The organism is uncultured Sphingomonas sp., from assembly GCF_964250165.1.
Taxonomy (GTDB): domain Bacteria; phylum Pseudomonadota; class Alphaproteobacteria; order Sphingomonadales; family Sphingomonadaceae; genus Sphingomonas.
The window spans coordinates 17,954-41,608 of record NZ_CAXUEK010000023.1 but is presented as its reverse complement, the minus strand read 5'-3'; the positions used below and the strand labels follow the sequence as shown (position 1 = coordinate 41,608).

24 protein-coding genes, 1 tRNA gene and 1 pseudogene are annotated in these 23,655 nt (G+C 67.1%); 14 read left to right on the top strand and 12 right to left on the bottom strand.

Features of this window, described 5'->3' with window-relative positions:
• The 5 genes and pseudogenes from ACFE64_RS07150 to ACFE64_RS07130 form a co-directional block, all read left to right on the top strand.
• Positions 1 to 368, top strand: a pseudogene (locus ACFE64_RS07150) (Ti-type conjugative transfer relaxase TraA); the annotation flags it as partial.
• A gap of 10 nt (positions 369 to 378) precedes the next feature.
• Complete coding sequence (locus ACFE64_RS07145) at positions 379 to 1,125, top strand: DUF6118 family protein (RefSeq protein ID WP_375391771.1); 747 nt, start codon at positions 379 to 381, stop codon at positions 1,123 to 1,125.
• A gap of 62 nt (positions 1,126 to 1,187) precedes the next feature.
• Positions 1,188 to 1,529, top strand: coding sequence for a HigA family addiction module antitoxin (locus ACFE64_RS07140; protein WP_375391770.1), 342 nt, complete (start codon positions 1,188 to 1,190; stop codon positions 1,527 to 1,529).
• A 78-nt stretch (positions 1,530 to 1,607) separates the two neighbouring features.
• Positions 1,608 to 2,123 (top strand): DUF488 family protein, encoded by a 516-nt coding sequence (locus tag ACFE64_RS07135; RefSeq protein WP_375391769.1) that lies wholly within the window; start codon positions 1,608 to 1,610, stop codon positions 2,121 to 2,123.
• Positions 2,086 to 2,874: a hypothetical protein gene (locus tag ACFE64_RS07130; RefSeq protein WP_375391768.1), complete on the top strand. Its 789-nt coding sequence runs from the start codon at positions 2,086 to 2,088 to the stop codon at positions 2,872 to 2,874. The genes ACFE64_RS07135 and ACFE64_RS07130 overlap by 38 nt, the downstream gene beginning before the upstream one ends.
• A 23-nt stretch (positions 2,875 to 2,897) precedes the next feature.
• On the opposite strand, the gene ACFE64_RS07125 is transcribed toward ACFE64_RS07130, so the two are convergent.
• The 9 genes from ACFE64_RS07125 to ACFE64_RS07085 form a co-directional block, all read right to left on the bottom strand.
• Complete coding sequence (locus ACFE64_RS07125) at positions 2,898 to 3,470, bottom strand: hypothetical protein (RefSeq protein WP_375391767.1); 573 nt, start codon at positions 3,468 to 3,470, stop codon at positions 2,898 to 2,900.
• Positions 3,470 to 4,516 (bottom strand): hypothetical protein, encoded by a 1,047-nt coding sequence (locus ACFE64_RS07120; protein WP_375391766.1) that lies wholly within the window; start codon positions 4,514 to 4,516, stop codon positions 3,470 to 3,472. Before ACFE64_RS07120 ends, ACFE64_RS07125 begins: the two co-directional genes overlap by 1 nt.
• A gap of 35 nt (positions 4,517 to 4,551) precedes the next feature.
• Positions 4,552 to 8,649, bottom strand: coding sequence for an Eco57I restriction-modification methylase domain-containing protein (locus tag ACFE64_RS07115; protein WP_375391765.1), 4,098 nt, complete (start codon positions 8,647 to 8,649; stop codon positions 4,552 to 4,554).
• A gap of 277 nt (positions 8,650 to 8,926) precedes the next feature.
• Positions 8,927 to 9,002, bottom strand: a tRNA-Lys gene (locus ACFE64_RS07110).
• 79 nt (positions 9,003 to 9,081) lie between these two features.
• Positions 9,082 to 10,194, bottom strand: a complete 1,113-nt coding sequence (gene rodA / locus ACFE64_RS07105; protein ID WP_375391764.1) for a rod shape-determining protein RodA — start codon at positions 10,192 to 10,194, stop codon at positions 9,082 to 9,084.
• Positions 10,191 to 12,272 (bottom strand): penicillin-binding protein 2, encoded by a 2,082-nt coding sequence (gene mrdA / locus ACFE64_RS07100; protein ID WP_375391763.1) that lies wholly within the window; start codon positions 12,270 to 12,272, stop codon positions 10,191 to 10,193. Before mrdA ends, rodA begins: the two co-directional genes overlap by 4 nt.
• Positions 12,269 to 12,784, bottom strand: a complete 516-nt coding sequence (locus tag ACFE64_RS07095; protein ID WP_375391762.1) for a rod shape-determining protein MreD — start codon at positions 12,782 to 12,784, stop codon at positions 12,269 to 12,271. The genes mrdA and ACFE64_RS07095 overlap by 4 nt, the downstream gene beginning before the upstream one ends.
• On the bottom strand, positions 12,781 to 13,650 hold the full coding sequence (gene mreC, locus ACFE64_RS07090; protein ID WP_375391761.1) for a rod shape-determining protein MreC: 870 nt from the start codon (positions 13,648 to 13,650) through the stop codon (positions 12,781 to 12,783). The genes ACFE64_RS07095 and mreC overlap by 4 nt, the downstream gene beginning before the upstream one ends.
• A 63-nt stretch (positions 13,651 to 13,713) precedes the next feature.
• A complete protein-coding gene (locus tag ACFE64_RS07085; RefSeq protein ID WP_375391760.1) occupies positions 13,714 to 14,757 on the bottom strand; it encodes a rod shape-determining protein in 1,044 nt (347 codons plus the stop codon).
• A gap of 118 nt (positions 14,758 to 14,875) precedes the next feature.
• Between ACFE64_RS07085 and mutL the strand changes: the two genes are divergently transcribed.
• The 3 genes from mutL to ACFE64_RS07070 all read left to right on the top strand — a co-directional run bounded on the left by mutL (position 14,876) and on the right by ACFE64_RS07070 (position 17,324).
• The gene (gene mutL / locus ACFE64_RS07080) at positions 14,876 to 16,678 is read left to right on the top strand and encodes a DNA mismatch repair endonuclease MutL (protein ID WP_375391759.1); all 1,803 of its coding nucleotides are present in this window, start codon (positions 14,876 to 14,878) and stop codon (positions 16,676 to 16,678) included.
• A 251-nt stretch (positions 16,679 to 16,929) separates the two neighbouring features.
• Positions 16,930 to 17,130 (top strand): hypothetical protein, encoded by a 201-nt coding sequence (locus ACFE64_RS07075; protein ID WP_375391758.1) that lies wholly within the window; start codon positions 16,930 to 16,932, stop codon positions 17,128 to 17,130.
• Positions 17,124 to 17,324: a PEP-CTERM sorting domain-containing protein gene (locus tag ACFE64_RS07070; protein WP_375391757.1), complete on the top strand. Its 201-nt coding sequence runs from the start codon at positions 17,124 to 17,126 to the stop codon at positions 17,322 to 17,324. The genes ACFE64_RS07075 and ACFE64_RS07070 overlap by 7 nt, the downstream gene beginning before the upstream one ends.
• 427 nt (positions 17,325 to 17,751) lie before the next feature.
• Here the strand turns inward: ACFE64_RS07070 and rplI are convergent, their stop codons facing one another.
• The 3 genes from rplI to rpsF are packed head-to-tail and all read right to left on the bottom strand — an operon-like array spanning position 17,752 to position 19,040.
• Positions 17,752 to 18,339 carry a 50S ribosomal protein L9 gene (rplI, locus tag ACFE64_RS07065; RefSeq protein WP_375391756.1) on the bottom strand — a complete coding sequence of 196 codons (588 nt, stop codon included), beginning with the start codon at positions 18,337 to 18,339 and terminating at the stop codon, positions 17,752 to 17,754.
• A 12-nt stretch (positions 18,340 to 18,351) separates the two neighbouring features.
• Positions 18,352 to 18,576, bottom strand: coding sequence for a 30S ribosomal protein S18 (rpsR, locus tag ACFE64_RS07060; RefSeq protein ID WP_095996642.1), 225 nt, complete (start codon positions 18,574 to 18,576; stop codon positions 18,352 to 18,354).
• Complete coding sequence (rpsF, locus tag ACFE64_RS07055; RefSeq protein ID WP_375391772.1) at positions 18,576 to 19,040, bottom strand: 30S ribosomal protein S6; 465 nt, start codon at positions 19,038 to 19,040, stop codon at positions 18,576 to 18,578. Before rpsF ends, rpsR begins: the two co-directional genes overlap by 1 nt.
• 199 nt (positions 19,041 to 19,239) lie before the next feature.
• On the opposite strand from rpsF, the gene fabD reads away from it, so the two are divergent.
• The 6 genes from fabD to fabF all read left to right on the top strand — a co-directional run bounded on the left by fabD (position 19,240) and on the right by fabF (position 23,631).
• Positions 19,240 to 20,199: an ACP S-malonyltransferase gene (fabD, locus tag ACFE64_RS07050; RefSeq protein ID WP_375391755.1), complete on the top strand. Its 960-nt coding sequence runs from the start codon at positions 19,240 to 19,242 to the stop codon at positions 20,197 to 20,199.
• Complete coding sequence (locus ACFE64_RS07045) at positions 20,196 to 20,519, top strand: hypothetical protein (RefSeq protein WP_375391754.1); 324 nt, start codon at positions 20,196 to 20,198, stop codon at positions 20,517 to 20,519. The genes fabD and ACFE64_RS07045 overlap by 4 nt, the downstream gene beginning before the upstream one ends.
• Positions 20,519 to 21,151 carry a hypothetical protein gene (locus tag ACFE64_RS07040; RefSeq protein ID WP_375391753.1) on the top strand — a complete coding sequence of 211 codons (633 nt, stop codon included), beginning with the start codon at positions 20,519 to 20,521 and terminating at the stop codon, positions 21,149 to 21,151. The genes ACFE64_RS07045 and ACFE64_RS07040 overlap by 1 nt, the downstream gene beginning before the upstream one ends.
• Positions 21,152 to 21,205: 54 nt before the next feature.
• Positions 21,206 to 21,949 (top strand): 3-oxoacyl-[acyl-carrier-protein] reductase, encoded by a 744-nt coding sequence (gene fabG / locus ACFE64_RS07035; protein ID WP_375391752.1) that lies wholly within the window; start codon positions 21,206 to 21,208, stop codon positions 21,947 to 21,949.
• Positions 21,950 to 22,049: 100 nt separating this feature from the next.
• Positions 22,050 to 22,286, top strand: a complete 237-nt coding sequence (locus tag ACFE64_RS07030) for an acyl carrier protein (protein WP_375391751.1) — start codon at positions 22,050 to 22,052, stop codon at positions 22,284 to 22,286.
• 85 nt (positions 22,287 to 22,371) lie between these two features.
• On the top strand, positions 22,372 to 23,631 hold the full coding sequence (fabF, locus tag ACFE64_RS07025; protein WP_375391750.1) for a beta-ketoacyl-ACP synthase II: 1,260 nt from the start codon (positions 22,372 to 22,374) through the stop codon (positions 23,629 to 23,631).
• Positions 23,632 to 23,655: the final 24 nt, after the last annotated feature.

Here is a 23,655-nt window from a genome sequence, read left to right as displayed (position 1 = left end):
AGCTTGAGGCGGAGGTGCGCACCAACCCCGAGCTGCGCGCCGACCGGTTCGTCGCGCAGTGGCGCCAGCTCGGCGAACAGCGCGACGGCCTCTCCGGCTGGCAGAACGATGCCCGGAAAGAGATCGAGACACGCATGCGCGCGCTCGCCAAGGGTCTGGAAAAGGACCCGGCGCTCGACCGGGCCTTGGCGACGCGTCACGGCCAGCTCGGGCTTGGGCCGCGCCAAGCGCTCGAATGGAGCCCCGGCAGTCGCTCCGGCGACATGGGCCGCGAGCTTGCCGACCGAACGCGCACCCGCTCGGTCGCGCAGGCGCTGATCGACTCCCTTGGAAGCGGCCGCAGCCGCGATGTCGGACTCAGCCTGTGAGGAGGATGCTATGGACCATCAGGTGATCGAAGCGCAGCCGGACAGCGATGCGGACGCGCTCGCCGCGTTCGAGCGGATGAGCGGCCAACTCGCCATGCTCACCGCTGCGGTGGAGGGGTTTGCCGCGCGGCAGGCGCGAATTGAGCAGCGCGACTACAGCCAAGACCTCGCGCAAATTGCCGAGCGTCAGGATAAGACGACCGCCGCCATCCATACGCTCGCCGATCGACCGGGGGTGAAGCTCACCCCCGACGGGTTTGCCGCCGACATCGACCGAGCCGCCGCCAAGCTGCGCGCGCCAGATCAGGTGGCGCTGACCTCAGCAAAGGCCGCGATGGGCGATGCGCGCGCTGCTATGTCCGCCGTCGTCGCGGCCGCTCGGACAAGGCGGGCACAGCGCGACGCGCTGACCTGGGCAGCTATCCTTGCCATAGGAGCGACAGCGCTGCTGCTCGCGCTTGCACCACTCCTCATCAATGCACTCTGGCCGGCGGGGGCAGAAGACCAAGCTGCCGCGATTCTCCACAAGAGCCGTTGGGAGGCCGGTGTGGAGTTAATGGCGAGCGGTGACCCCGCGCGTTGGCGTCAACTCGTCGACGCCGATAGCTTCCAGCACGACACCGCTCAAGCGGTATCAGCATGTCGGAACCGGGCCACCGAGGCGAGGCGGCCGGTGCGCTGTTTGGTACAGATCGCACCTACTGATAGAGGTTCAGCGCTTCTCCTTCCCAAGCATCCCGCGAATGAGAAACCGTAGGGCGTCACTTGACACCGAACGCACCATAGCGGATTTGAAGGGCGATCGTATAGGAGCTAGCCATGGATGCGACTGCCAACATTCGCATGAAGAGCCCGGCGCATCCGGGAAGCTTCCTGAAATCCGAGGTAATAGAGCCGCTAAGCCTCTCGGTCACAGCGGCGGCTAAGGTGTTAGGCGTTACCCGCGCGACGCTTTCTACGTTGATCAATGAACACTCTCAGCTTTCGCCCGAAATGGCGCTCAGGATCGAAAAAGCGTTCGGGGTGTCGATGGACACGCTGATGCAGATGCAAACCAGCTACAACATCGCGCTAACCCGCGGTCGGGCGAGCGAAATTAAGGTAGCGCCGTTTAGGGGTAAACCTATCAAGGCGCGCTCGGCTGATGGCCGAGCCCGTTAACGGTATGCGGGTACACAGCCGTTTTGCCTCACTAAAGACTCGATTTCCGGCCAGACGCATCACCGTCGGGGAGCTATAATGACCGAAACGCTGTTCACGATTGGGTATGAAGGCGCGGAGGTTAACCACTTCCTCGCAACGCTTGCGGATGCTGGCGTGATGCACGTCATCGACATCCGGGACGTTCCGGCGTCTCGTAAGCGCGGTTTTTCAAAGTCTTCTTTATCGTTGGCGCTTGAAGAACAGGGAATTGGCTACACTCATCTTAAACCATTAGGCGATCCGAAGCCAGGTCGCGAGGCGATGCGGCGCGGCGATTTTGCAGCGTTTCTTGAAATCTACAACGATCATGTCGATCAGCCGATAGCGCAGGCGTCGCTTCTTGAGGCGGTCAATATAGCCGTAGCCGAGCCGTCGGTTCTCCTATGTTATGAGCGTGATCCCAAGCATTGCCATCGGACCCTCGTGGCGGGCATGATGAAAGGAATAGCCTCATTCACAGTCCGTCACCTTGGGATAAATCCTCGGGGCACGCGAGCAGAGGCAAGGGGGGTTGATGGCGTTGAGTTCGGGGCAGCCTACGCGGTCATCTGAGATCGAGGCGACGATCCTCGTAAAGGCGCTGCCGCAGGTATCGGAAAATCATGGCGAGACGGTCTGTGTTGCCGCGTTGGACGACAACCGGAGGTGGTTTCGCTTCTACCCCGTGGCTTTCCGTCAGCTTGAGGATCCGCAGAAATTCAGCCGATGGAATCGCGTTCGGTTGAAGGGGCGTCTGCCCGACGTGCAAAAAGATAATCGGGCAGAGTCGCGTAACGTCGATCAGAGTAGCATCAGCTTAATGGGGAAAATGCCTGCCGATCGGAGAGCCGCTTTCCTGGAACCGGCGATCGTCCGCAGTACGAAGAAGGAACGGGCGGAAGGCCGCAGCCTTGCGCTGATAAAGCCGGAGGAACCCATATTCTTCCATCGGCGTCGGGACGCCACTGAGATCGCTAAGCGTCAAGCTATGTATACGCGTTTGCTTGCGTCTCCTGATATGTTCGCGGCCAAAGAGATCGTGCCGCTCACGCCTGCACCCTACGAATTCGGCTATCGCTACCGCGATGATGATGGTCAGCATGAATGCCTTTGCCATGACTGGGAGGTCGAGCAGACATTTCTAAATTGGCGACGGACCAATAGCGAACAGCGGACACTGGAACTTGTTACCGAGACGTTCGGCGACCGATATCCGAGGGAGGGTATGGTTCTCGCGATGGGAACACACTCTCGATATCCCGATGTTTGGATGATAATCGGGGTTATTCGGATGCCGCCGGTTACTCAGCTAGCGTTGTTTTAGGAAGACCACAGTAGCCGCAAGCCTCACTCTCCCCAAGCCTTCGGTTCAGCTACGCTGATTTTCCGAAGGCCAGCGGATCGAATGTCCGCGATTTTATCGATCGAGGCCTTTGTTTCAACCGCTTCGACATCTCGTGCCGCCGAGGCGTCAATCAAGTGTTTTTGGAGCTTCACAATGTCGAGATCACGCCAGACAACATAAGCCATTCGAGCGACGCAAAGGGCAGCGCCACCGCCGATCGCGCCCGAGGTGATATACCGAAGCCAACTCGGCCAAGCTGCTTGTACTTCCGTCTTCCCAACCACGGTCAGAGCGACCAAACCAGCTAACGCCGTCGCGTTGATCGCTATGATCCGGCCATACTCCCGCGAAAGATCGACAATGCGTGAGGTCAGTTGGGTTCGCTTCTCTAGTTCGAGGCTCTTCCATTCGAGGGTCGGCATCCCCCGATTAAGCCGGACAAAGATCGCGGCGATCATGATCGAAAGCGCGACCATCATGGGCTGAAAGGCGTCGAAGAGTCGCACTAGCGGAACGCCCCAGCCGAAAAGCGCGGCGAAGCAAAAAACCGGGATAATGGTCAGCCAGCGGGCCATCAGGCCTTGATCTTCCCGTCCTTGACGAACCGGGCATACACCTCTTGAAGCTGGTCCGACACGTTATCAAATTCAAGCAGATTGCTTCCTTCGTGAGGCAGGTGAAATGGCATACGCGTCCGAAGGATGGCGTCGCCGTCCGATACCTTGCCATCCTTGCCTTCCACCTGAACCTCGCCCTCGGTCATATCGGCCAGATCGTTCGCGATCTCTCGGAGCTTGGCGCGAGACTCCTCTGTCCGACGCCCTCGGACCTTCACAGACGCGTCGACGGCTAGATATTCCCCATCGCCAAGGCTGTTGACGAGCGAGTCAGCTTTTGATTTGCCAAACAGAGCTTCCACCACCGGCACCGCCTGACCGAACTGGACAAACTTGTCCGCGACAGTGCGGGAGGTTTTCACCACCCGGCTCTCGCCGGGCACCTCTTTGGGCGGAGTCACCGATAGCTGCGGAGCAGCCTTGCCACGGACACGAAGGCTACGGATGTCTCCGACATCCCCGGCGACTTGGGATGGGTCGAACTCAGCTTGCAGCGTGAACCCAACCGATTTGTCCACCGTTGACGTGCAGGTCTTGAATAGCCAGTCCAAATAGGAGTGTAAGTAATCAGAGGTCATCGAATGCGTCTTTACGAAGAAGATATGATTTCCAATCGCTAGCCAATATGCCATGCCACGCACGAACTGAGAGCCCTTGGGCGCACTTCGCTCATCAAGATTGAAAATCTCAGCCATCGTTATATTGGAAAGCTGAACCTTAGATGGTGTGAGTTCAAGAAGAGCTTGCAGATCACGACTTTGCACGAGGCACATTTCGCCGAAGACAGCGCTGGAGAGGTCGGCGACTTTGTTGAGCAGGATTTGACGGCCGTCGCTTTCCGCTATGTCGAACAGCCGATCCTGCGCCCGCTCCCACAGCTTGACGCTTGTCTTATCCGTAACGTCCAGAGCCGATCGGCACAGCGTCTCTATCGTATCACCATTCAGGTTGGCACCGCCTGCATCGAAGCGGCGATAATGAACCATGTGGTAAGCGGTCGGCATCTTGTTCCTCTCTCAAATCTCGCGTGACCCATAGATCATGCTGCTACATCCGTATCCGGCTGACCAGCCATCAAGGCATTGATCCAGGCGAGGCACAGGTCGCGACTTCGGTAGCTGCCCCAAAGCGCCGTTTGCTCGCGTTCGACTATGGGGAAAGTTGAATAGATATAGCGGATGTCGTCGCGGCTTTGGACTGCGTCGGCAGGATCGAAGACCCCGTAGAGAATGAAATAGAGCGCATCGAGCTTGGCGCGGAGGTGAAGGCGGCGTTGTTCATCCCACACAAAGGGCGGCAGCACGTCGCCGTTCGCGTCGACGTGGCCCATGTCGCGCGCGAACGGGGCGAGATCGTTTGCGGTGTAGCTGAGTTCAAGTACGGCTTCGCAAGCGATATCGGCGGCGGATTTGGGGCCGAACGTACGGGCGTATGCGCCCGGCGGCACGACCGGTAGCTGCTCGACGATGAACCAGTTGAGGTGCTGGCCCTGGATTTTCTGACGGGCGATAAAGTCGTAAATCAGCGCGTTGAGATTCGCCATCAGCAGAGCCAGCCGAGCCGCATCAGGCTTGCCGCTTCCGGGATCGACTTCGATCAAGGGCAGGGTGTTGCCCGCCGCTCCACTCGGAATGATGGCAGCGATCATAGACCGCATATTCGTTGGCGACGATACGTCCTTAAATCCTAGAACGTAGGGATGCCGTCCCAACTCTGGCGGAGCCTGTACCCAGAACTGGGGATCGGCGACCCACGCGGGATCAGAATGCTGCGCCTTCGTGGCGGGCAGCGGCTGCGCCGGACGGTTGGCGTTGGCCGGATTGACGACAATGCTGGCGGCGCGGTGATCGAACGCCTGGACCATCTTCCCCTCGTAGAGCGGCACCCACTCGCCTGTCGCCGATTGGTAGCGATTGCCGCCGATGCTCCACGCGCCTTGCGTCTCCTCCAGTTCGGCGCGGGTGCGGAACAGGTGACTATCGTTCGTCATGTGGAACATAGTCGCATAGCGCACCGGCCATGCCGCGACCGGCGCGGTACCCGAGCGATCGACGAGGACTGGTAGGCGCGAGTAGATCGCGATGGTGATCGCCATGTCGCGGCGCGATCGAAAGATCGGCGCCGTGCCGGTGTTCGGATTCACACTGGCGAAGTCGGCCGCCGTGATCGCGAAGCCGCGTTCCGGATCAAGCCGTTCGCGCACGTCGTGCAGGAAGAAGGCGCAGGTCGCGGCCGTGAAGGTCCGCGCCGGGCTGGCGACGATCGCCGTGAACTTGAACCGGCTGTCAACGTCAGGGAAGAAGGCGTCGAGGCCGTAGCGGGTACGCCGGTTCTCGAAATCATAAAGCGCCTTCAGATGCCCGCCGGTGGCGACGCCGCGAAAGAAGGCGCTGGCCGAGAAGTCCGACGCGATACCGCTCGGCACCAGCAGCCCGATCATGCCGTCCGGCTTCACCAACGCGTGGGCGCGCTCCACGAACAGGCTGTAAAGATTGATATCGCCCCGGCTGAGCAGCGGATAATGCCCCGAAGCCCGCGTCATCCGCGCCGCGTCGGCCGCGCGGGCATCGGCATGGGCGAAGTCCTCCCAGAGTGGATCGGCGTCGGTTTTCAGCAGGGCTATCATGCGGCCTCGATCCGAGGCGCGTTGCGCGAGGGCGATTTCAGGCCGCCGGGCCGCGAACCATTCGACCTGTTGCAGCTTGATCCGGTCCCACGGCGGGTTGCCGACCACCGCATCGAAGCCGCCTTCGCGGCCCTTGCTCGCCCAATTGTCCCACACGCCGGGAAAGCCGATTTGCCAGTTGAGGAAACGCTCTTCCTCGATGAGCGCGCGGGCGCGTTCCCATATCGCGGTGAAGGCTTCGACCTCTTCCGGCTTGGCGCGCACGGGCGCGGGCCGTGTCTTGCCGCGCGCGATCGACAGCGGCTCGCCGAACTGGCCGTCCAGCCAAAGCCGCGCAAGCCCCGTCTCAGCGGTCGACAGGCGCAGCCAATCAAGCGCGTGCATGAAGCTGACGAAGCCGTCGAGCGGGCCGGTCTGGAACTCCACATCGGTCCACATTTCGGCGGAGCGATGCGCCTCGGCGATCTCGGCGTCGGTCGCCAGCTCGATTGTCCTCATCGCGCGCGCCTGGCGCTCAGCATTCTTGAGCGCCTCGTTCCACAGCAACTCGCCGCCGAGCGCCCCGGCCTTGTCGATCGCGTCGCGCACCCACAGGCCGAATAGGCTGTCGCCGGCGCGGAGGTGATGGTCGATAAAGGAGAGCGGCGCGCCGACCGTGAAGGTGTGCAACCACAACGCGACCTTGGCGAGTTCGACCGCCATCGGGTTCTTGTCCACGCCATAGACGCAGCGTTTGAGCACCATGCGGCGGATGATATGACGATCGTCGAGTTGACCTTCGTCGATCGTCCAGTTGGCGGCTCGCGCGTTCTTCAGGATGGTGGCACGGATATCCTCGATCTTGTCGGCCAGCGGCGACGTGTAGGCCAGATCGGCGCCCAGCGACGCCGCTTCCGCCATCGCGTCGAGGACATGGTCGGCGAGCGTGTCGACCAGGCTGACGAGGAAATGACCCGACCCCATCGCCGGGTCGCAGACACGCAGCGACAGGATCGCGTTCGCCGGATCGGCATCGCGCAGCTCCCGCCGCCGATAGTCTTCGGCGTCCCTGGGGTTCAGCTTGCCGAGCGTCGCGCGGAAGGCATCGAGGCGTTCCAATATGAGCGGCTCCAGCGTCTCATCGAGGATCAGCCCGACCAGCTCGTCGGGGGTGTAGTAGCTCCCCGTATTCTTGCGCGCGAAGAGGTTCGGGCGGACGACGATCGCGCTCGCCTCGTCACGCACGATCTCGAACTCGAGCAGCCGTTCGTAGATCGACCCGAGCTGCTGCACGGAGAGGTCGCGATAGTTGATGTAGCGCCGCTCGCCGGTGGAACGCTCATACGAAAGAGCATCGAGCGCGGGAGCCATGACGCTATCGGGGATGCGCACCGTTTCCAGCAGCGATGCGCCGTCCATGGCGAAGAGTCCGCCATTGTAGGGCGGGATACCGACCGAGGCATCGCCCTTGTCGATGATCCGGGACAGGTCCGCGATATGGCCCCAGATGCGCGCGGCCGACGAAGACAGCGCATCCCCGTCGGACACTCGCTTGCCCACGTCGATGCGCAGCGGGCGCAATGCATAATCGTCGTATCGCGTATCAGTGACGGGGAGCAGGTCGCGATCTTCCGCGTATAGCAGGAACAGCAGGCGGTAGAGCAGCACGAGCGACGCTTCACGCACATCCTGGAGCGCGGCTTGCGGAGCAGCACGGGCGATGGCCGTGGCGAGGCTGGGGAACACTTGCTCGAACACCAGCCGCGACAGGCTGGCCGCCACCCGCTCCTCGTAGAACGCCGCCGCCGCCCGCGCGCGCTCGTGGAACGAGCGGCCATCCGTACCTTCCTTGAGGAACGCTTCGCGCGAGAACATGACAGCAAAGACGCGGAGCCAGTGATCGCGATCAGCCTCGCTCGCGAACAGGTCGCTGCCGCCAAGGAGCGCCAGCACGCGCCCGAGATCGACTTCCAGAAACTCCTCCGAGACCGACCGCGCGCCAGCCCAATAGAGCCGCCATTTCGTGCCGTTGGTAAGGATACCCCAGCGCAGCCTGCCGCTCGTCAGGTCGTCGATCCGACGCAGGTAACGGAGCATCTGCGTGGATGGCGCAGTAGCTTCGTCGCGCCCCGACGCTCGGTCCAGAGGCCGTGCCCACCGCTTGCTCTCCACGACCGCAAGGCCGTGAGCATAGCGCCGCCATTGCTCCCCATGGGCGTTCGCGTGTGCCTTTGCCGCCGAGTCCTCGAACAACAGCCCGTCTGGCACGTCATCGCGGCCAGAGACGGTCAGGTTTTGCTGGCGAAGCGATTCCGACCAGCCTAGCGCCGTCAGCACCGGCCAGATAAAATCATCCTCCGTCTGGCTCTCATTGGTTCGAGCATTCTGCGGGAACGCGTCCGCGATCCCGGTTAACCGAGAGCGAAGTCCGGCGATATCTACCGCGAGATAGGCCGGCGTCGCGGTGATTGCCTCGACGAGATAGTCGGTCGTGAAGAGCGAACCGGAAACAAACAGCGCAGAATCAGCCAAGCGATACTCCCCCTGCCATCCTGATTAGCGGGGTAGGGGCGACCCGGAAAGCGGAAGCCGAGCGGGGGCGGCTCCTGAGCTGGCTCGTGCGATCGGCCCACTTGGTCGCAACGGCGGCACGAACCGGTTTTAAGCAGACCCAATGGGATAGCTTGCGCATCCCTAGCACAAAATAATCTCGCGCCGACGCTGTAACCTAGAATGTAACCTACGCCAAAGTCGCTTCTCGCCGACCGGCTGCTGGAAGTCGATAAGTTATTGATATATAAGGAAAAAATGGTGGACGCACTTGGGCTCGAACCAAGGACCCGCTGATTAAGAGTCAGCTGCTCTACCAACTGAGCTATGCGTCCGGGACCGGCTCGGGGCCTCGGGGGCCCGGCGATCGGAGGCGCGTCGTTAGCATCGCGCGGGCGCGATGCAAGCGCTTTCTCACCAGCGCTGCGCGCGGCGATTCGACCGGTCGATCGACAGCAGGATGGCGAGGCACAGCAGCACCGTCATCTGCGCCGAACCGCCGAAGCTGACCAGCGGCAGCGGGATGCCGACCACGGGCGCCAATCCCATGACCATCGCCAGGTTGATCGCCACATAGAAGAAGATGGTCGTCGCCAGCCCCGCCGCCGTCAGCCGGGCGAAGCGGCTTGCGGCACGCTGGCCGACCTCCAGGCCCCAGCGGATGACCAGGAGAAAGGCGAGGATCAGCGCGCAGCCGCCGGCGAGGCCCCATTCCTCGGCCATGGTGGCGAACACGAAATCGGTCTGCTTCTCGGGCAGGTATTCGAGCGCGCTCTGCGTGCCGTGCAGCAGGCCCTTGCCCCACACCCCGCCGGAGCCGATCGCGATCTTCGACTGGCTGATATGATAGCCGGTGCCGAGCGGGTCGCTTTCGGGATCGAGGAAGATCAGGATGCGGTTGCGCTGATAATCGTGGAGCAAGAAATTGAATGCGAGCGGCGCCGCCACGCCGACGAACAGCGCCGCGCCGGCGAACAGCCGCAAGGGCGCGCCGGCGAGGAACATGACCGTGACGCCGCCCGCACCGATCATCAGCGCCGTGCCGAGATCGGGCTGCAGCATGACGAGCGCGACGGGCACCCCGATCAGCGCCAGCGCCGGCCACAGCCCGGACCAGCTGCGCGTCTCGGCTGCCGGCAGCAGATCGTAGAAGCGTGCGCAGGCGAGCACGATGGCGGGCTTCATCAGCTCGGACGGCTGCAGGCGGATGAAGCCAAGGTCGAGCCAGCGCTGCGAGCCGCCGGCGATATGGCCGAGCGCCTCCGTGCCGATCAACCCGAGCAGCAGCAGGCCATAGGCCGGGATCGCCGCCGCCTTCCACCAGCCCTCCGGCACCCGGGAGCCCACCACCGCGGCCGCCAGGAACACGAACAGGCGCAGCCCCTGCGAGAACGCCCATGGCCGAACATGGCCGCCCGCCGCCGAGTACAGCACCACCAGCCCGAAACAGCCGATGCCGAGCACCAGCAGGATGATCCGCCAGGGCAGCTCCGCGAGCGGGGCGGGAACGACGGACTGACCGCTCATTCGTTCACCCGCTCGGTGGTGCCGTCCTCGGCGACCGTGTTGCCCTGCGGCCCGTCGACCGCGAGATTCTCCTGCGTCGCGCTGGCCGATGCCGCAGCGGCGCTGACCGCGGCCGATGTGCTCGGGACGGCCGCATCCGTCTTGGTCGCGACGGCGGCGGGGGAGGGCTGGCGCGCCGCCTTGTATGCCTCGCTTTGCGCCGCCATGCGGGTCTGGATATCGCCGCCCCAGGTCGGCTCCAACGCGGCGAGAGAGGCCAACGCCCGCTCGCGGTCGAGCAGGTAGGTCATGACGTCGCGGCCGATGCCCGGCGTGTCAAGATTGCGTTCGGTGTGACCGCCATGCTCGAGCACGATCGCCGCGGCGTAGCGGGGATCGTCCGCCGGGGCGAAGCAGATGAACAGCGCATGATCGCGCATCTTGAACGGCAGCGCCGCGTTCTTCAGCACCCCCGTCGCGCGCTCGGCCATGGTGATGCGCCGGACCTGCGCCGTGCCGGTCTTGGCGGCGATCTCCACGCCCGGAATGTTGAGGCGTGCTGCCGCGCCGGTGCCGCCGCCGTTGACGACCTTGACCATGCCCTCGCGGACGATCTGGAGATGGGCGGGATCGACGGGGAGCGCCGGGGCGGGGCGCGCGGTCCCCGCCAGCAGGCTCGGCTGCAGCACGCTGCCCGACCCGATCCGTGCCGCCGCGACCGCGAGCTGCAGCGGATTGACGAGCACATAGCCCTGTCCGATCGATGCGTTGACCGAATCCGCGACCGTCCATTTCGCCTTGTATTTGCGCTGCTTCCAGCTCGCGTCGGGCACGGTGCCGAAGCGCTGGGTGGAAAAGGGCAGGTCGAACTTCTGGCCCAGGCCGAGCATCCTGAGCGCGGGCGCGAACCGGTCGTATCCCAGGCGCCGCGCCATCTCGAAGAAATACACGTCGCAGCTCTGGGCGATGGCGTTGCGCAGGTCCAACGCCCCATGCCCGCGCTTCTGGTGGCAATGGAAGATGCCGTTGCCGACGCGGATCGAGCCGGTGCACAGCACGCGATCCGCGGGCGAGACGCCGGCGGCGAGCAGCGCGAGGCCGTTCATCGGCTTGACGGTGGAGCCGGGCGGATAAAGACCCTGGGTGACCTTGTTCATCAAGGGCACATGGTCGTCTTCCGACAGCATCGCCCATTCCAGGCGGCTGATGCCGGCCGAGAAGCTGTTCGGGTCGTAGGCAGGCATCGACACCAGCGCCAGGATCTCGCCCGTTCGGCAGTCCAGCACCACCGCCGAGCCGGAATTGGTGCCGAGCCGGCGCGCGACATAGTCCTGCAGCCCGGCGTCGATCGTCAGGCGCTGGACATGGCCGGGCACATCGGGCCGGGTGGCGAGCTCGGCCACCAGCTTGCCGCGCGCGGTCACCTCCACCCGCTTGGCGCCGGGCTGGCCGCGGAGCTTGGCCTCCAGCACCTTTTCCAGCCCGTCCTTGCCCAGCTTGAAGCCGGGGGTGACGAGCAGCGGATCGTGGTTCGCCTTGTACTGCTCGGCGTTGGCCGCGCCGACATAGCCGGTCAGGTGCGCCACCGCCGCGCCGCCGGGATAGTTGCGCGAGAAGCCGCGCGAGGGCGCGACGCCGGGCAGCTCGGGCTGCCGCAGCGACACCGCCGCGAAACGCTCCCAGCCGATATTCTCGGCCACCTGAACGGGCTGGAAGCCGGCCGCCTGCTTGACGTCGAGCCGGACGCGTTCGACGTCTTCGGGCGGCAGGCCCAGCAGGCGCGCGAGCAGCATCAGCTCCTGTTCCAGGTCACCCAGCCGTTCGGGGATGATGTCGACGCGGAAGTCGGTACGGTTGTTGGCGATCGGCTGCCCGTGGCGATCGACGATCCAGCCGCGTCGCGGCGGCACCAGCGTGGTGTTGACGCGATTGCTCTCCGACAACGTCCGGTAATGCGCGTTTTCGGCGACCGCGAGCCAGCCCATCCGCGCCGCGAGCAGCAGCCCCACCGCGCCCTGGCCCGCGCCCAGCAGCCAGGCGCGACGTGAGAAGCTCAGCGCCTGGGTCGCCTCGGTGACGATGCGGGGCGAGCCGCTCACGCGTAGTTCCGACGCGCGTCGACGGCGGCGGCGATCCAGGTCGCCAGCGGAAACAGCAGCGCGGTGCCGGCGATCTGCAGCAGGATCGCGGTATCGACGGGCGCGGTCAGCGGCAGCGCGACCAGCCGTCCACCCATCAGGCAGAACGCGATCGCGGCGGCGGCGAGCAGCCAGTCTTTGCGGAAATCGCGAAACAGCAGCCGCGTGTCGACCAGTTCCAGCGCGAGGAAGCAGAGCGACCAGAGCAGCACCGCCGAGCCCAGCGGCTGACCGCTCACCAGATCGTCGAAAAAGCCGAGCGGCGCCGCCGCCCAGCGTCGCAGCGCAAAGGGGGAGAGCAGCCGCCAGGCGAGCAGCATGAGCAGCCCGCATGGTGGCAGCAGCGGCGCGGGCGCGATCACCGGCACCAGGGGAACTGCCGCCGAGCCGGCCACCACCGACAGCCAGGGCAACGCGCGGGCCGGCGCGCGCGGGATCAGCGGCGCGAACGCGCGCCCGCCCGCGTCGCTCATCGGCCGGGCTCCGGCGCGGCCGGCGGCAACGGCAGGAAGGCCCGCTCGACCAGCGCAAAATCCAGCCCGTCGGCGCGCGCGAACGGCTCGGCGGCGGCGTTGTCCAGCCCGACCGCGGTCACCTGCGCGACGGGAACGCCGGGCGGATACAGGCCGCCGGTGCCCGTGGTGACGAACAGGTCGCCGGGCCCGAAGCGGACGTTGGTGGCGACCGAGCGGATCTCCATCCGGCCGTCGCCACGCCCGGCCGCGATCGCCGGCGTCCCGTCGCGGGTGCGGCGCACCGGCACCAGGCTCTCGACATCGGTAAGGAGCAGCACGCGCGCGACCGCCGGGCCGGTCTCCACCACGCGGCCCACCACGCCCTCGGGACCGAGCACCGGCATGCCGGGCTCGACGCCCTGCCAGCGCCCGGCGTCGAGCAGCGCGAAGCGCCGGCCGGACGCCGCGGTGGAGCTGACCAGCCGCGCGGTCACGACCGGCTGTGCCGACCGATCGCGCAGGCGGAGCAACGCGCGCAGGCGACGTTCGTCATAGGCGATGGCGCGGGCGCGAATGAGGAGCGCGCGCTGGCGCTTGAGCTCGGCCCGGAGTGCCGCATTGTCGGCATGGACGGCGACATGATCGGCGATCGCACCGGGCACGCCCGCGATGGCGCCCACCACCGCATCGAGGCCGGCAGCGACCGGCGCGGTGAGGCTGGCCGCCGTCATCCGCAACGCGGCGAAGGCCGGCGGGTCGAACCGGGACGCAACGAGCAGCGCCGCGCCGATCGCCGCGCCGGCAACGGCGAACACATAGCCGAGAAAAAGACCATATTGCCGCCGCCGCGAGAAACCCGCCCGGCGATCCCTGACCGGCGCCATGCGCCCGCTCCTACCCCGAAACCCGAGCCTTGGCGAACCCCGCGCCGGGCGTCGTCACCCCGCTCACCCGTTGTGCAGCACCCCGCGGAACATCGGGTCCTCCAGCGCGCGGCCGGTGCCGAGCGCGACGCAGGTCAGCGGGTCCTCCGCCACCGTCACCGGCAGCCCGGTTTCGTCGCGCAGCACCTCGTCCAGACCCTGCAGCAGCGCGCCACCGCCGGTCAGCACGATGCCCTGGTCGACGATGTCGGCGGCGAGCTCGGGCGCGGTGTTCTCCAGCGCCACGCGCACGCCCTCGACGATCGTCGCCACCGGCTCGCTCAGCGCCTCGGCGATCTGGCCCTGGTTGATCTGGATCTCCTTGGGGACGCCGTTGACCAGATCGCGGCCCTTGATGTAGATGATCGCGCCGATGCCGTCGGCGGGCGGCTTGGCGCAGCCGACCTCCTGCTTGATCCGCTCGGCGGTCGCCTCGCCGATCAGCAGGTTGTGGTTGCGGCGGACATAGGAGACGATCGCCTCGTCCATCTTGTCACCGCCGACGCGGACGCTGGTGGTGTAGGCGAGGCCGCGCAGCGACAGCACCGCCACCTCGGTCGTACCGCCGCCGATGTCGACGACCATCGACCCGATCGGCTCCGTCACCGGCATATCGGCGCCGATCGCGGCAGCCATCGGCTCCTCGATCAGGAAGACCTGGCTCGCGCCGGCGTTGGACGCGGCGTCGCGGATGGCGCGGCGCTCGACCTTGGTGGACCCCGACGGCACGCAGATGATGATCTCCGGCCGCCGCCACGGCCAGCTCTTGCCGCCGTGCACCTTCTGGATGAAGAACTTGATCATCTGCTCGGCGACGTCGATGTCGGCGATCACGCCGTCGCGCAGCGGCCGGATCGCCTCGATGTTGCCGGGCGTCTTGCCCATCATCAGCTTGGCGTCGTCGCCGACGGCCTTGACGCGCTTGGCGCCGTTGATCGTCTCCACCGCGACCACCGACGGCTCGTTGAGCACGATGCCGCGGCCCCGGACATAGACCACCGTGTTCGCGGTGCCGAGATCGATCGCCATGTCGTGGGACATGAACTTGAGGAAGCCGGGGAAACGCATCGGGGGTGACGGGTCCAGTTCAGGCGGGCTCGGGCGGCCCCGCGCGCTCGCTGCGACGCGGGCGGCGTCCGGTTCAGCGGGGTCGCGGGATGAGGCGGATTGGGGTAGTGGCTTCCCCGTGTCAATACGCCGACTGCCCGAGCATCTGGTCAACCGCATCGCGGCGGGCGAAGTGGTGGAAAGACCGGCCAGCGCGTTGAAGGAACTCGTCGAGAACGCCCTCGACGCCGGCGCGACGCGGGTCGCGGTGACGTTGGCGGCGGGCGGCACCGATCGGATCGAGGTCGCGGACGACGGCTCCGGCATGACGCCGGACGAGATCGCGCTGGCGCTGGAGCGGCACGCGACGTCCAAGCTGCCCGAGAGCCTCGTCGGAGAGAGCGGAGCGATCGAGGCGGTGGCTACGCTGGGCTTTCGCGGCGAGGCGCTGCCGTCCATCGCCAGCGTTGCGCGGCTGACCATCGAGAGCCGAGTCGCCGGCGGGGAAGGGTGGTCACGCACCGTCGACAACGGCCTTGTCGCGCGCGACGGCCCCGCCGCGCTGCCGCCCGGCAGCCGGGTGGTGGTGGAGGGGCTGTTCGCCCGCGTCCCGGCGCGCCGCAAGTTCCTGCGCTCGCCGCGCGCCGAATATGCGGGCTGTCTCGACGTGCTGCGCCGGCTGGCGATGGCGCGGCCGGAGGTCGCCTTCCAGGTCGAGCATGACGGCCGCCGCGTGCTGTCGGTCGGCGCGGCCGACAGTCGCCCGGCGCGCGTCGCGGCGTTGACCGATCGGGCGCTGGCCGGCAACAGCGTCGCGGTCGATCTGGTGCGGGACGGCCATGCGCTGGGCGGCGTCGCAAGCCTGCCGACCTTCAACCGCGGCGTCGCCGACCACCAATATCTGTTCGTCAACGGCCGGCCGGTGCGCGACCGGCTGCTGCTCGGCGCGATCCGCGGCGCCTATGCCGAGATGCTGCCGCGCGATCGCCATGCGGTGGTGGCGCTGTTCCTCGACCTGCCGCCGAGCGAGGTGGACGTGAACGTCCATCCCGCCAAGACGGAGGTGCGGTTCCGCGATGCGGCGCTGGTGCGGGGGCTGATCGTCTCCGGCCTGCGCCGCGCGCTCGACATGGCGGGGTTCCGCGCCGCGCAGCCGGCGGGCGTGGACCTGAAGGCGCTCTTTCGGCCTGAATCCGCTGAACGGCCTCCCGCTTGGCCGGAGCTTGCCGGCGATACCGCAGCACGCGGCCGGATGGCACCGCCGGGCCGTGCCACCCAGCTCCGCGATCGTCCGACCTTCTTCACCCCGCCGCCCCAGGCCCGCGCGGAGCCGGCGCTCGCGCCGCCGCCCGCCAGCGTGGATCACCCGCTCGGCGTCGCGCGCGGGCAGGTGGCGAAGACCTACATCGTCGCGGAAGCCGCCGACGGGCTGGTGCTCGTCGACCAGCATGCCGCGCACGAGCGGCTGGTGCTGGAGCGGATGCGCGCCGCGCTGGCCGGTGGGCAGGTCGCCGCGCAGGCGCTGCTGATCCCGGAGGTGGTGGAACTGGATGAGCCGGCCTGCGACCGGCTGGAGGCGCGGATCGACGAACTGGCGCGGTTCGGGCTGGAACTGGAGCGGTTCGGCCCGGCCGCGATGCTGGTCCGTGCCACCCCCGCGCCGCTCGGGACGGCAGACCCGGCCGGGCTGGTGACCGACCTGGCGGACGAGCTCGCCGCCTACGACCAGGCGCTGGCGCTGACCGAACGGCTCGACCATGTCGCCGCCACCATGGCCTGCCACGGCTCGGTACGCGCCGGCCGGGTGCTGTCCGTCGCCGAGATGAACGCGCTGCTCCGCGAAATGGAGGTAACCCCGCGCTCTGGCCAGTGCAATCACGGCCGCCCGACTTGGGTCAAGCTGGCGCATGGCGACATCGAGAAGCTGTTCGGCCGCCGCTGAGCGGCTTGGCAGCTGCGTCGGGCGTCCCGCATCCGATGGGACAGCGGTCTGGCCTCATCGGTCCCGACAATGGCGTCTGTTTGCGCCTCTCCGTTAGCCTTACGCCCTCCCACCAGGAGACAAGCTTAAGGTCGCCGAGGCCGGCGACGTGGCGGATATTCCAATACGCGGCGTCCCCCATCCGACGGCTTTGACAGGCATTACCGACCGGCGAGCCGGAACGGTCATGGCAGCACCGGGGAACCAAGACCATGAACATGAAGATCACCAGCCGCATCGTTGGCCATCGCATCGCCCGGGTCGGCGGCGACGATTGCCGCCTCTTCAACAAGGGCGTGGGTGCCGACGGCACCACGCCGCTCGCGGTCGGCACTGCCGATCCTCATTACATCCTGAATGGCGGGACCAGCAGCCCGACACCGGGATCGGCGTCAACGGTTTCGGCGTGCTGACTCTCTTCAGCGTCGCCAGCGGCTTCGTCAGCGGGCAGAATGTCCTCGCATTTTGGGTGATCGACATTGCTGGGCCGCCGTCTGCGTTGGTCGTCGATCGGATCGAAGGCTCCGTGCAGCCGCAGGCCACGGGCGCCGTTCCCGAGCCCGCCGGTTGGGCGATGATGCTGTTCGGCTTCGGTGGTGTCGGCTAGGCCATGCGTCGCCGCTCCAAGGTCGCGACCCGCGCCCGGTTCGCCTGAGCTGCGACAATCGAGGGCCGCGCAGGGAGCTGTCGGCGCCCGGGACGCGAGGTCTCGTCCGCGTGAGAGGCGACGACGCGATCCGTGGCGGCAGCGCTGCAGTGAGAGGCGCGCCGTCCGAAGAGCCATTAACCAATCTTAACTTTTCCGTTCAGCGCGGCAACCTTTCCGGTGGAGCGTGCATTATCGGAGGCGAACCGATTTCCTGATCAAGGTTGCGCCATGAAGCAGATTTTCCCCGTCATGCTCGCCCTCATCCCGCTGTGCGCGGTGATCAGCGCCTGCGTGACCTGCCCCTGACCCGCGTTCCCCGGCGCCAACGAAAAAGGGCCGCCCGGCATCATGCCGGACGGCCCTTTCTTCGTGTCGATCGCTCGGATTATGCCGGCTCGGCGCCCGCCGGTGTCTCGGCGGTCGCGCCCGGCTCGGCGTTGGGGTCATAGGCCTCGGTGAAGCCCGCCTCGTCGCGCTCGAACATCTGCGTCATCACATCGACGCCGGAGGCCTGCATCTCGGCCTCCTCGGGCGAGCGGGCGACGTTGACCTTGACGGTCACCGCCACCTCGGGGTGCAGCGCGACCTTCACCTCGTATAGGCCGATGGCCTTGATCGGCTTGTCCAGCGCGACCTGGCTCTTCGACACCTTGTGTCCGGCGGCGGTGAGCGCATCGAGCAGATCGCGCACGGCGACCGAGCCGTAGAGCTGGCCGGTGTTCGAGGCCTGGCGGATCAGCGTGACCGACGCACCCTTGAACGTACCCGCCTGCTTTTCCGCGTCACCGCGCCGCGAGGCGTTGTCCGCCTCGATGCGCGCGCGGTTTGCGTCGAACACCTTCCGGTTCGCCTCGTTGGCGCGCAGCGCCTTCTTGCGCGGCAGCAGGAAATTGCGGGCGAACCCGTCCTTGACCTTCACCACGTCGCCGATCGCGCCGAGCTTCTCGACGCGCTCCAGGAGAATGACGTCCATTGCCTCAGCTCCTCACTTCACGACGTAGGGCAAGAGGCCCAGGTGCCGTGCGCGCTTGATCGCGACGGCCAGCTCGCGCTGCTTCTTGGCGGAGACCGACGTGATCCGGCTCGGCACGATCTTGCCGCGCTCGGAGACGAAGCCCTGCAGCAGGCGCACGTCCTTGTAGTCGATCCGGGGCGCATCCTTGGCCGAGAAGGGGCAGGACTTGCGGCGGCGGAAGAAGGGGCGAGCCATTATGCGTTCTCCTCGTCACGGCGCGCGCGCGGGGCACCGCCATCGCGGCCGCCGTCACGGCCCCCATCACGGCCATCGCGACCACCGTCGCGGCCGCCATCACGACCACCCTCGCGGTCGGCGCGACGCTCGCGGTCGCGCTCCTGCTTGCGCATCATCACCGACGGGCCGGCCTCGCCCTCATCGACCTTGACGGTCATGTAGCGGATGATGTCCTCGTTGATCGCCGCCTGGCGCTCCAGCTCGGCGACGGTATCGCCCGGCGCATCCAGCTCCAGCATGACGTAATGCGCCTTGCGGTTCTTGGCGATGCGATAGGCAAGGGAACGCAGCCCCCAAGTCTCGGTCTTCGTCACCCGGCCCTGATGGGCGATGACGATGTCGGTGGCGGCCTGCGCCATCGCGTCCACTTGCGCCTGCGCCAGATCCTGGCGCGCAAGGAAGACGTGCTCGTAAAGAGCCATGTGCTTCATTCTCCATGCCGATCGCTGGTGCGGCCCCATGCCGCGCCCCTCCGGCTGTCGTGCAAATCAAAGCGGGCGAACAGCTCAACGCCTTCGCCCGCTGCCGCTGTAGTTAGCCCAAACGCCACCGTATCGCAACTCTTGCCGCGCGCCTCCTCCTGCTCCTAACGACGGGGCAGCAGCATAAGAGAGGAAGCCCATGCGCGCGTTCATCTTTCCCGGCCAGGGCAGCCAGGCGGTCGGCATGGGCGCGGCGCTGGCGGCGGCGAGCACTGCGGCGCGCGAGGTGCTGGAGGAAGTCGACGACGCGCTCGGCGAAAAGCTGTCGCGGCTGATGGCCGAGGGGCCGGCCGACGAGCTGACGCTGACGGAGAATGCCCAGCCCGCGATCATGGCCAACGCGATCGCGACGCTGCGGGTGCTGACGCGCGAGGGCGGCGTGCGGCTGGCGGAGAAGGCGGACTATGTCGCCGGCCACAGCTTGGGCGAATATTCCGCGCTCTGCGCCGCGCAGACGATCGACCTGCCGACCGCCGCGCGGCTGCTGCGCACCCGCGGGCAGGCGATGCAGGAAGCGGTGCCGGTGGGAGTGGGGACGATGGCGGCGCTGCTCGGTGCGGATGTGGCGCTGGCGGGCGTCATCGCCGGCGCCGCGGTCGACGCGCTGCTGGCGGAAGGGGGCGCCGCGCTGACCTGCACCGTCGCCAACGACAATGATCCGTCGCAGGTGGTGATTTCCGGCCACCGCGCCGCGGTCGAGCGCGCGGTCGCGCTGGCGAAGGAGCTGGGGGCGAAGCGGGCGGTGCTGCTGCCGGTGTCCGCGCCCTTCCACTGCGCGCTGATGCAGCCCGCCGCCGAGGTGATGGAGAACGCGCTGCTCGACGCCGACTTGGGCGCGCCGCTGCTGCCCCTCTACTGCAACGTCGACGCCGCGCCGATCGCGACGGTGGCCGAGATCCGCGTCGCCCTGGTCCGGCAGGTCACCGGCATGGTGCGCTGGCGCGAATCGGTGCTGGCGATGGTCGCGGCGGGGGTGACTGAGTTCGTGGAGTTCGGCGGCAAGGTGCTCACGCCGATGGTCAAGCGGATCGCGCCGGACGCCACGGCGACCAGCGTGACGACGATGGACGAGATCGAGGCGCTGGCGGCGGCGCTGTGATCCGCGCGGTGCTCCTGCTGCTGGCGTTGCTGCCCGCGCCGGCGCTCGCGCAACGCGCCGAGCTGCCGGTGCGGGAGGTCGATTTGCCCAATGGCGATCGGCGTTTCGCGACGACGCTCAGCATCGACGGGCAGGTAGTCGAGGTCGGCATCGACACCGGCTCCACCGGCCTGCGCGTGCTACCCCGCGGGCTGAGCGCTGCCGGGCGGGCGACGAACGGCGCGCGCGTCACCTACAGCTTTGGGGCCGGCACGGGCTTCGCGGGCGAGGCGGTTACCGTGCCGGTCGTCGCGGGCGCGGTCGCCGGACCGGTGAGGTGATGCGCGTCACGACGGTGGGCTGCACCAGGGATCACCCGGACTGTCCGGTCGCTCATGCCGATCTGTCCGCTTACGGCATTCAGGGCGACGGCATCGCCGGCCAGGGGTTCGCGGCGATCCTCGGTATCCGGCCGAAGCGCGACCCGATCGACAATCCCTTCGCGCAGCTCGGCGTCCGTCGCTGGATCATCGAGTTGCCACGCTCGGCGGCCGAGCAGGGGCGCATCATTCTCAATCCGGATGACGCCGAGCTTGCCGGCTATGTCCGGCTCGGGGTGGATGCCGACGGCACGACGCCCGGCTGTCTGACCGGCCCGGACAGGATCTGCGGCCGCGCCTTCTTCGACAGCGGCGCGGCGGGCCTGCGCGTGCTCCGCGCCGCGCCGTTCCGGCCATGGCCCAACGGCACCCCCGCGACCATCACCGTCGGCGCCGGAGCGTCGGCGCAGAGCATGGCGGTGACGATCGGCCGCCGCGACCAGGCGAGCGGGCTGTTCGGCGCGCCGGGTAGTGTCGACACCCGCCTCTCGCTGGGTTTGCCCCCTATTTCCATTGGTCGGTACTCTACGACGCCGGCGCGCGCGCGATCGGGCTCAAACGCTATCGTGGATGCAACGCGCTTTGGCGGGTGACGCCAATCTCTGGAAAACGGTAAGAACCGGCGCCTCACGGCAGGACGCGACACCATGTTCGATCTCACTGGCATGACCGCGCTCGTCACCGGCGCGTCGGGCGGCATCGGCGCGGCGATCGCCCGCGCGCTGGCGGGGCAGGGGGCGCGGCTGGCGCTGTCCGGCTCCAATGCGGAGAAGCTCACCGCCTTTCGCGCCGAGCTCGGCGGCGCGCATGTCGCGGTGCCGGCGGATTTGGCCGATTCGGTCGCGGTCGACCATCTCGTGCCCGCCGCGGCGGCGGCGCTGGGCGGGCGACTGGACATCCTGGTCAACAATGCCGGGGTGACGCGCGACAACCTCGTCCTGCGGATGAAGGACGACGAGTGGGACACCGTCATCCGCGTCAATCTGGAGGCGGCGTTCCGCCTGATCCGCGCCGCCGCCAAGCCGATGATGAAGCAGCGGTTCGGACGGATCGTCTCCATCACCTCCGTGGTCGGCGCGACGGGCAATCCCGGCCAGGCCAACTACGCCGCCTCCAAGGGCGGGCTGACGGCCATGTCCAAGGCCCTGGCGCAGGAACTCGCCAGCCGGCGGATCACCGTCAACTGCGTGGCGCCGGGCTTCATCCGCTCGGCAATGACCGACGGGCTGCCGGAGGCGCAGAAGGCGGCGCTGCTCGGCCGCATTCCTGCGGGCGATCTGGGCAGCGGCGAGGATGTCGGCGCGGCCGTCGTCTATCTCGCGTCGCGCGAGGCGGGGTACGTCACCGGGCAGACGCTGCACGTCAACGGCGGCATGGCGATGCTGGGGTGACGGGCGGGCGCCGTCCTGATCTGGATCCGTCCCCCGCTTGCACGGCAACGCCCTGCGTTCTACGGACGTTCAGGAAACACCACACCCAAGAGGGAAGACCATGAGCGAGACCGCCGACCGCGTGAAGAAGATCGTCGTCGAGCACCTCGGCGTCGAGGCCGACAAGGTGACGGAGGATGCCAGCTTCATCGACGATCTCGGCGCGGACTCGCTCGACATCGTCGAGCTGGTGATGGCGTTCGAGGAGGAGTTCGGGGTGGAGATCCCCGACGACGCCGCCGAGAAGATCACCACGGTCAAGGACGCCATCGCCTATATCGACGAGCATCAGGGCTGAGCCACGGCTGACGAAGGTTTCGAACGGCTCCCGCCCGGGCCACGGGCCGGGAGCCGTTTTCGTCAGGGCACGAGAGGGATAAGGGATGCGTCGCGTCGTCGTCACCGGACTGGGGCTCGTCACGCCGCTGGGCAGCGACGTCGAGACGGCTTGGGCCAACATCACCGCCGCCAGATCGGGTGCGGCCACGATCACGCGCTTCGACGCGACCGATTACCACACCAATTACGCCTGCGAGGTGAAACCCGCGGATCACGCCTACGGGTTCGATCCGAACAAGCGCGTCGACCACAAGGTGCAGCGCCAGGTCGACCCCTTCATCGTCTACGGCATCGACGCCGCTGGGCAGGCGATCGAGGACGCCGGCCTGCTCGACATGAGCGAGGAGGAGCGGTTCCGCGCGGGCTGCTCGATCGGCGCGGGCATCGGCGGGCTGCCGGGGATCGAGAGCGAATCGCTGGTGCTGGCCGAGAAGGGGCCCAAGCGCGTCAGCCCGCATTTCGTCCACGGCCGCCTCATCAACCTCATCTCCGGCCAGGTCTCGATCAAATACGGGTTGATGGGACCGAACCACGCGGTGGTGACCGCGTGCTCGACGGGCGCGCACTCGATCGGCGATGCGGCGCGGATGATCGCGATGGACGATGCCGACGTCATGCTGGCGGGCGGCGCGGAGGGCGCGATCTGCCCGATCGGCATCGCCGGCTTCGGCCAGGCACGCGCGCTGTCGACGGGCTTCCGAGACGAGCCGTGGCGCGCAAGCCGTCCCTACGACAAGGACCGCGACGGCTTCGTCATGGGCGAGGGTGCTGGCGTCGTCGCGCTGGAGGAATATGAGCGTGCCAAGGCGCGCGGTGCGAAGATGTATGCCGAGGTGATCGGCTATGGCCTGTCGGGCGACGCCTATCACGTCACCGCGCCGCACCCGGAAGGCTCGGGCGCCTATCGCGCGATGCAGATGGCGATGAAGAAGTCCGGGCTGGCGCTGGACGACATCGACTATATCAACGCGCACGGCACCTCGACGCCATTGGGCGACGAGCTGGAACTGGGCGCGGTGCGGCGGCTGTTCGGCGATGCGATGGGCGGCCTGTCGATGAGCTCGACCAAGTCGGCGATCGGCCACCTGCTCGGCGGCGCGGGCGCGGTCGAGTCGATCTTCTGCATGCTCGCCCTGCGCGACCAGATCGCGCCGCCGACGCTCAACCTGGACAATCCCAGCCAGAATTGCGCGGGTGTCGATCTGGTGCCGCATCGGGCGAAGGAGCGGCCGATCCGGGCGGTGCTGAACAACAGCTTCGGCTTCGGCGGCACGAATGCGTCGCTGGTGATGAGGGCAGTGTGACGGCGCGAGCCGGCGGGCAGGCCG

What these genes read in the sequence shown, in the direction of transcription:
- ACFE64_RS07145 (WP_375391771.1), top strand. Translation starts at nt 379, where the DNA reads ATGGACCATCAGGTGATCGAAGCGCAGCCGGACAGCGATGCGGACGCG.
- ACFE64_RS07140 (WP_375391770.1), top strand. Translation starts at nt 1,188, where the DNA reads ATGGATGCGACTGCCAACATTCGCATGAAGAGCCCGGCGCATCCGGGA.
- ACFE64_RS07135 (WP_375391769.1), top strand. Translation starts at nt 1,608, where the DNA reads ATGACCGAAACGCTGTTCACGATTGGGTATGAAGGCGCGGAGGTTAAC.
- ACFE64_RS07130 (WP_375391768.1), top strand. Translation starts at nt 2,086, where the DNA reads ATGGCGTTGAGTTCGGGGCAGCCTACGCGGTCATCTGAGATCGAGGCG.
- ACFE64_RS07125 (WP_375391767.1), bottom strand. Translation starts at nt 3,470, where the DNA reads ATGGCCCGCTGGCTGACCATTATCCCGGTTTTTTGCTTCGCCGCGCTT.
- ACFE64_RS07120 (WP_375391766.1), bottom strand. Translation starts at nt 4,516, where the DNA reads ATGCCGACCGCTTACCACATGGTTCATTATCGCCGCTTCGATGCAGGC.
- rodA (WP_375391764.1), bottom strand. Translation starts at nt 10,194, where the DNA reads ATGAGCGGTCAGTCCGTCGTTCCCGCCCCGCTCGCGGAGCTGCCCTGG.
- ACFE64_RS07095 (WP_375391762.1), bottom strand. Translation starts at nt 12,784, where the DNA reads ATGAGCGACGCGGGCGGGCGCGCGTTCGCGCCGCTGATCCCGCGCGCG.
- mreC (WP_375391761.1), bottom strand. Translation starts at nt 13,650, where the DNA reads ATGGCGCCGGTCAGGGATCGCCGGGCGGGTTTCTCGCGGCGGCGGCAA.
- ACFE64_RS07085 (WP_375391760.1), bottom strand. Translation starts at nt 14,757, where the DNA reads ATGCGTTTCCCCGGCTTCCTCAAGTTCATGTCCCACGACATGGCGATC.
- ACFE64_RS07075 (WP_375391758.1), top strand. Translation starts at nt 16,930, where the DNA reads ATGAACATGAAGATCACCAGCCGCATCGTTGGCCATCGCATCGCCCGG.
- rplI (WP_375391756.1), bottom strand. Translation starts at nt 18,339, where the DNA reads ATGGACGTCATTCTCCTGGAGCGCGTCGAGAAGCTCGGCGCGATCGGC.
- rpsR (WP_095996642.1), bottom strand. Translation starts at nt 18,576, where the DNA reads ATGGCTCGCCCCTTCTTCCGCCGCCGCAAGTCCTGCCCCTTCTCGGCC.
- rpsF (WP_375391772.1), bottom strand. Translation starts at nt 19,040, where the DNA reads ATGGCTCTTTACGAGCACGTCTTCCTTGCGCGCCAGGATCTGGCGCAG.
- fabD (WP_375391755.1), top strand. Translation starts at nt 19,240, where the DNA reads ATGCGCGCGTTCATCTTTCCCGGCCAGGGCAGCCAGGCGGTCGGCATG.
- ACFE64_RS07040 (WP_375391753.1), top strand. Translation starts at nt 20,519, where the DNA reads ATGCGCGTCACGACGGTGGGCTGCACCAGGGATCACCCGGACTGTCCG.
- fabG (WP_375391752.1), top strand. Translation starts at nt 21,206, where the DNA reads ATGTTCGATCTCACTGGCATGACCGCGCTCGTCACCGGCGCGTCGGGC.
- ACFE64_RS07030 (WP_375391751.1), top strand. Translation starts at nt 22,050, where the DNA reads ATGAGCGAGACCGCCGACCGCGTGAAGAAGATCGTCGTCGAGCACCTC.
- fabF (WP_375391750.1), top strand. Translation starts at nt 22,372, where the DNA reads ATGCGTCGCGTCGTCGTCACCGGACTGGGGCTCGTCACGCCGCTGGGC.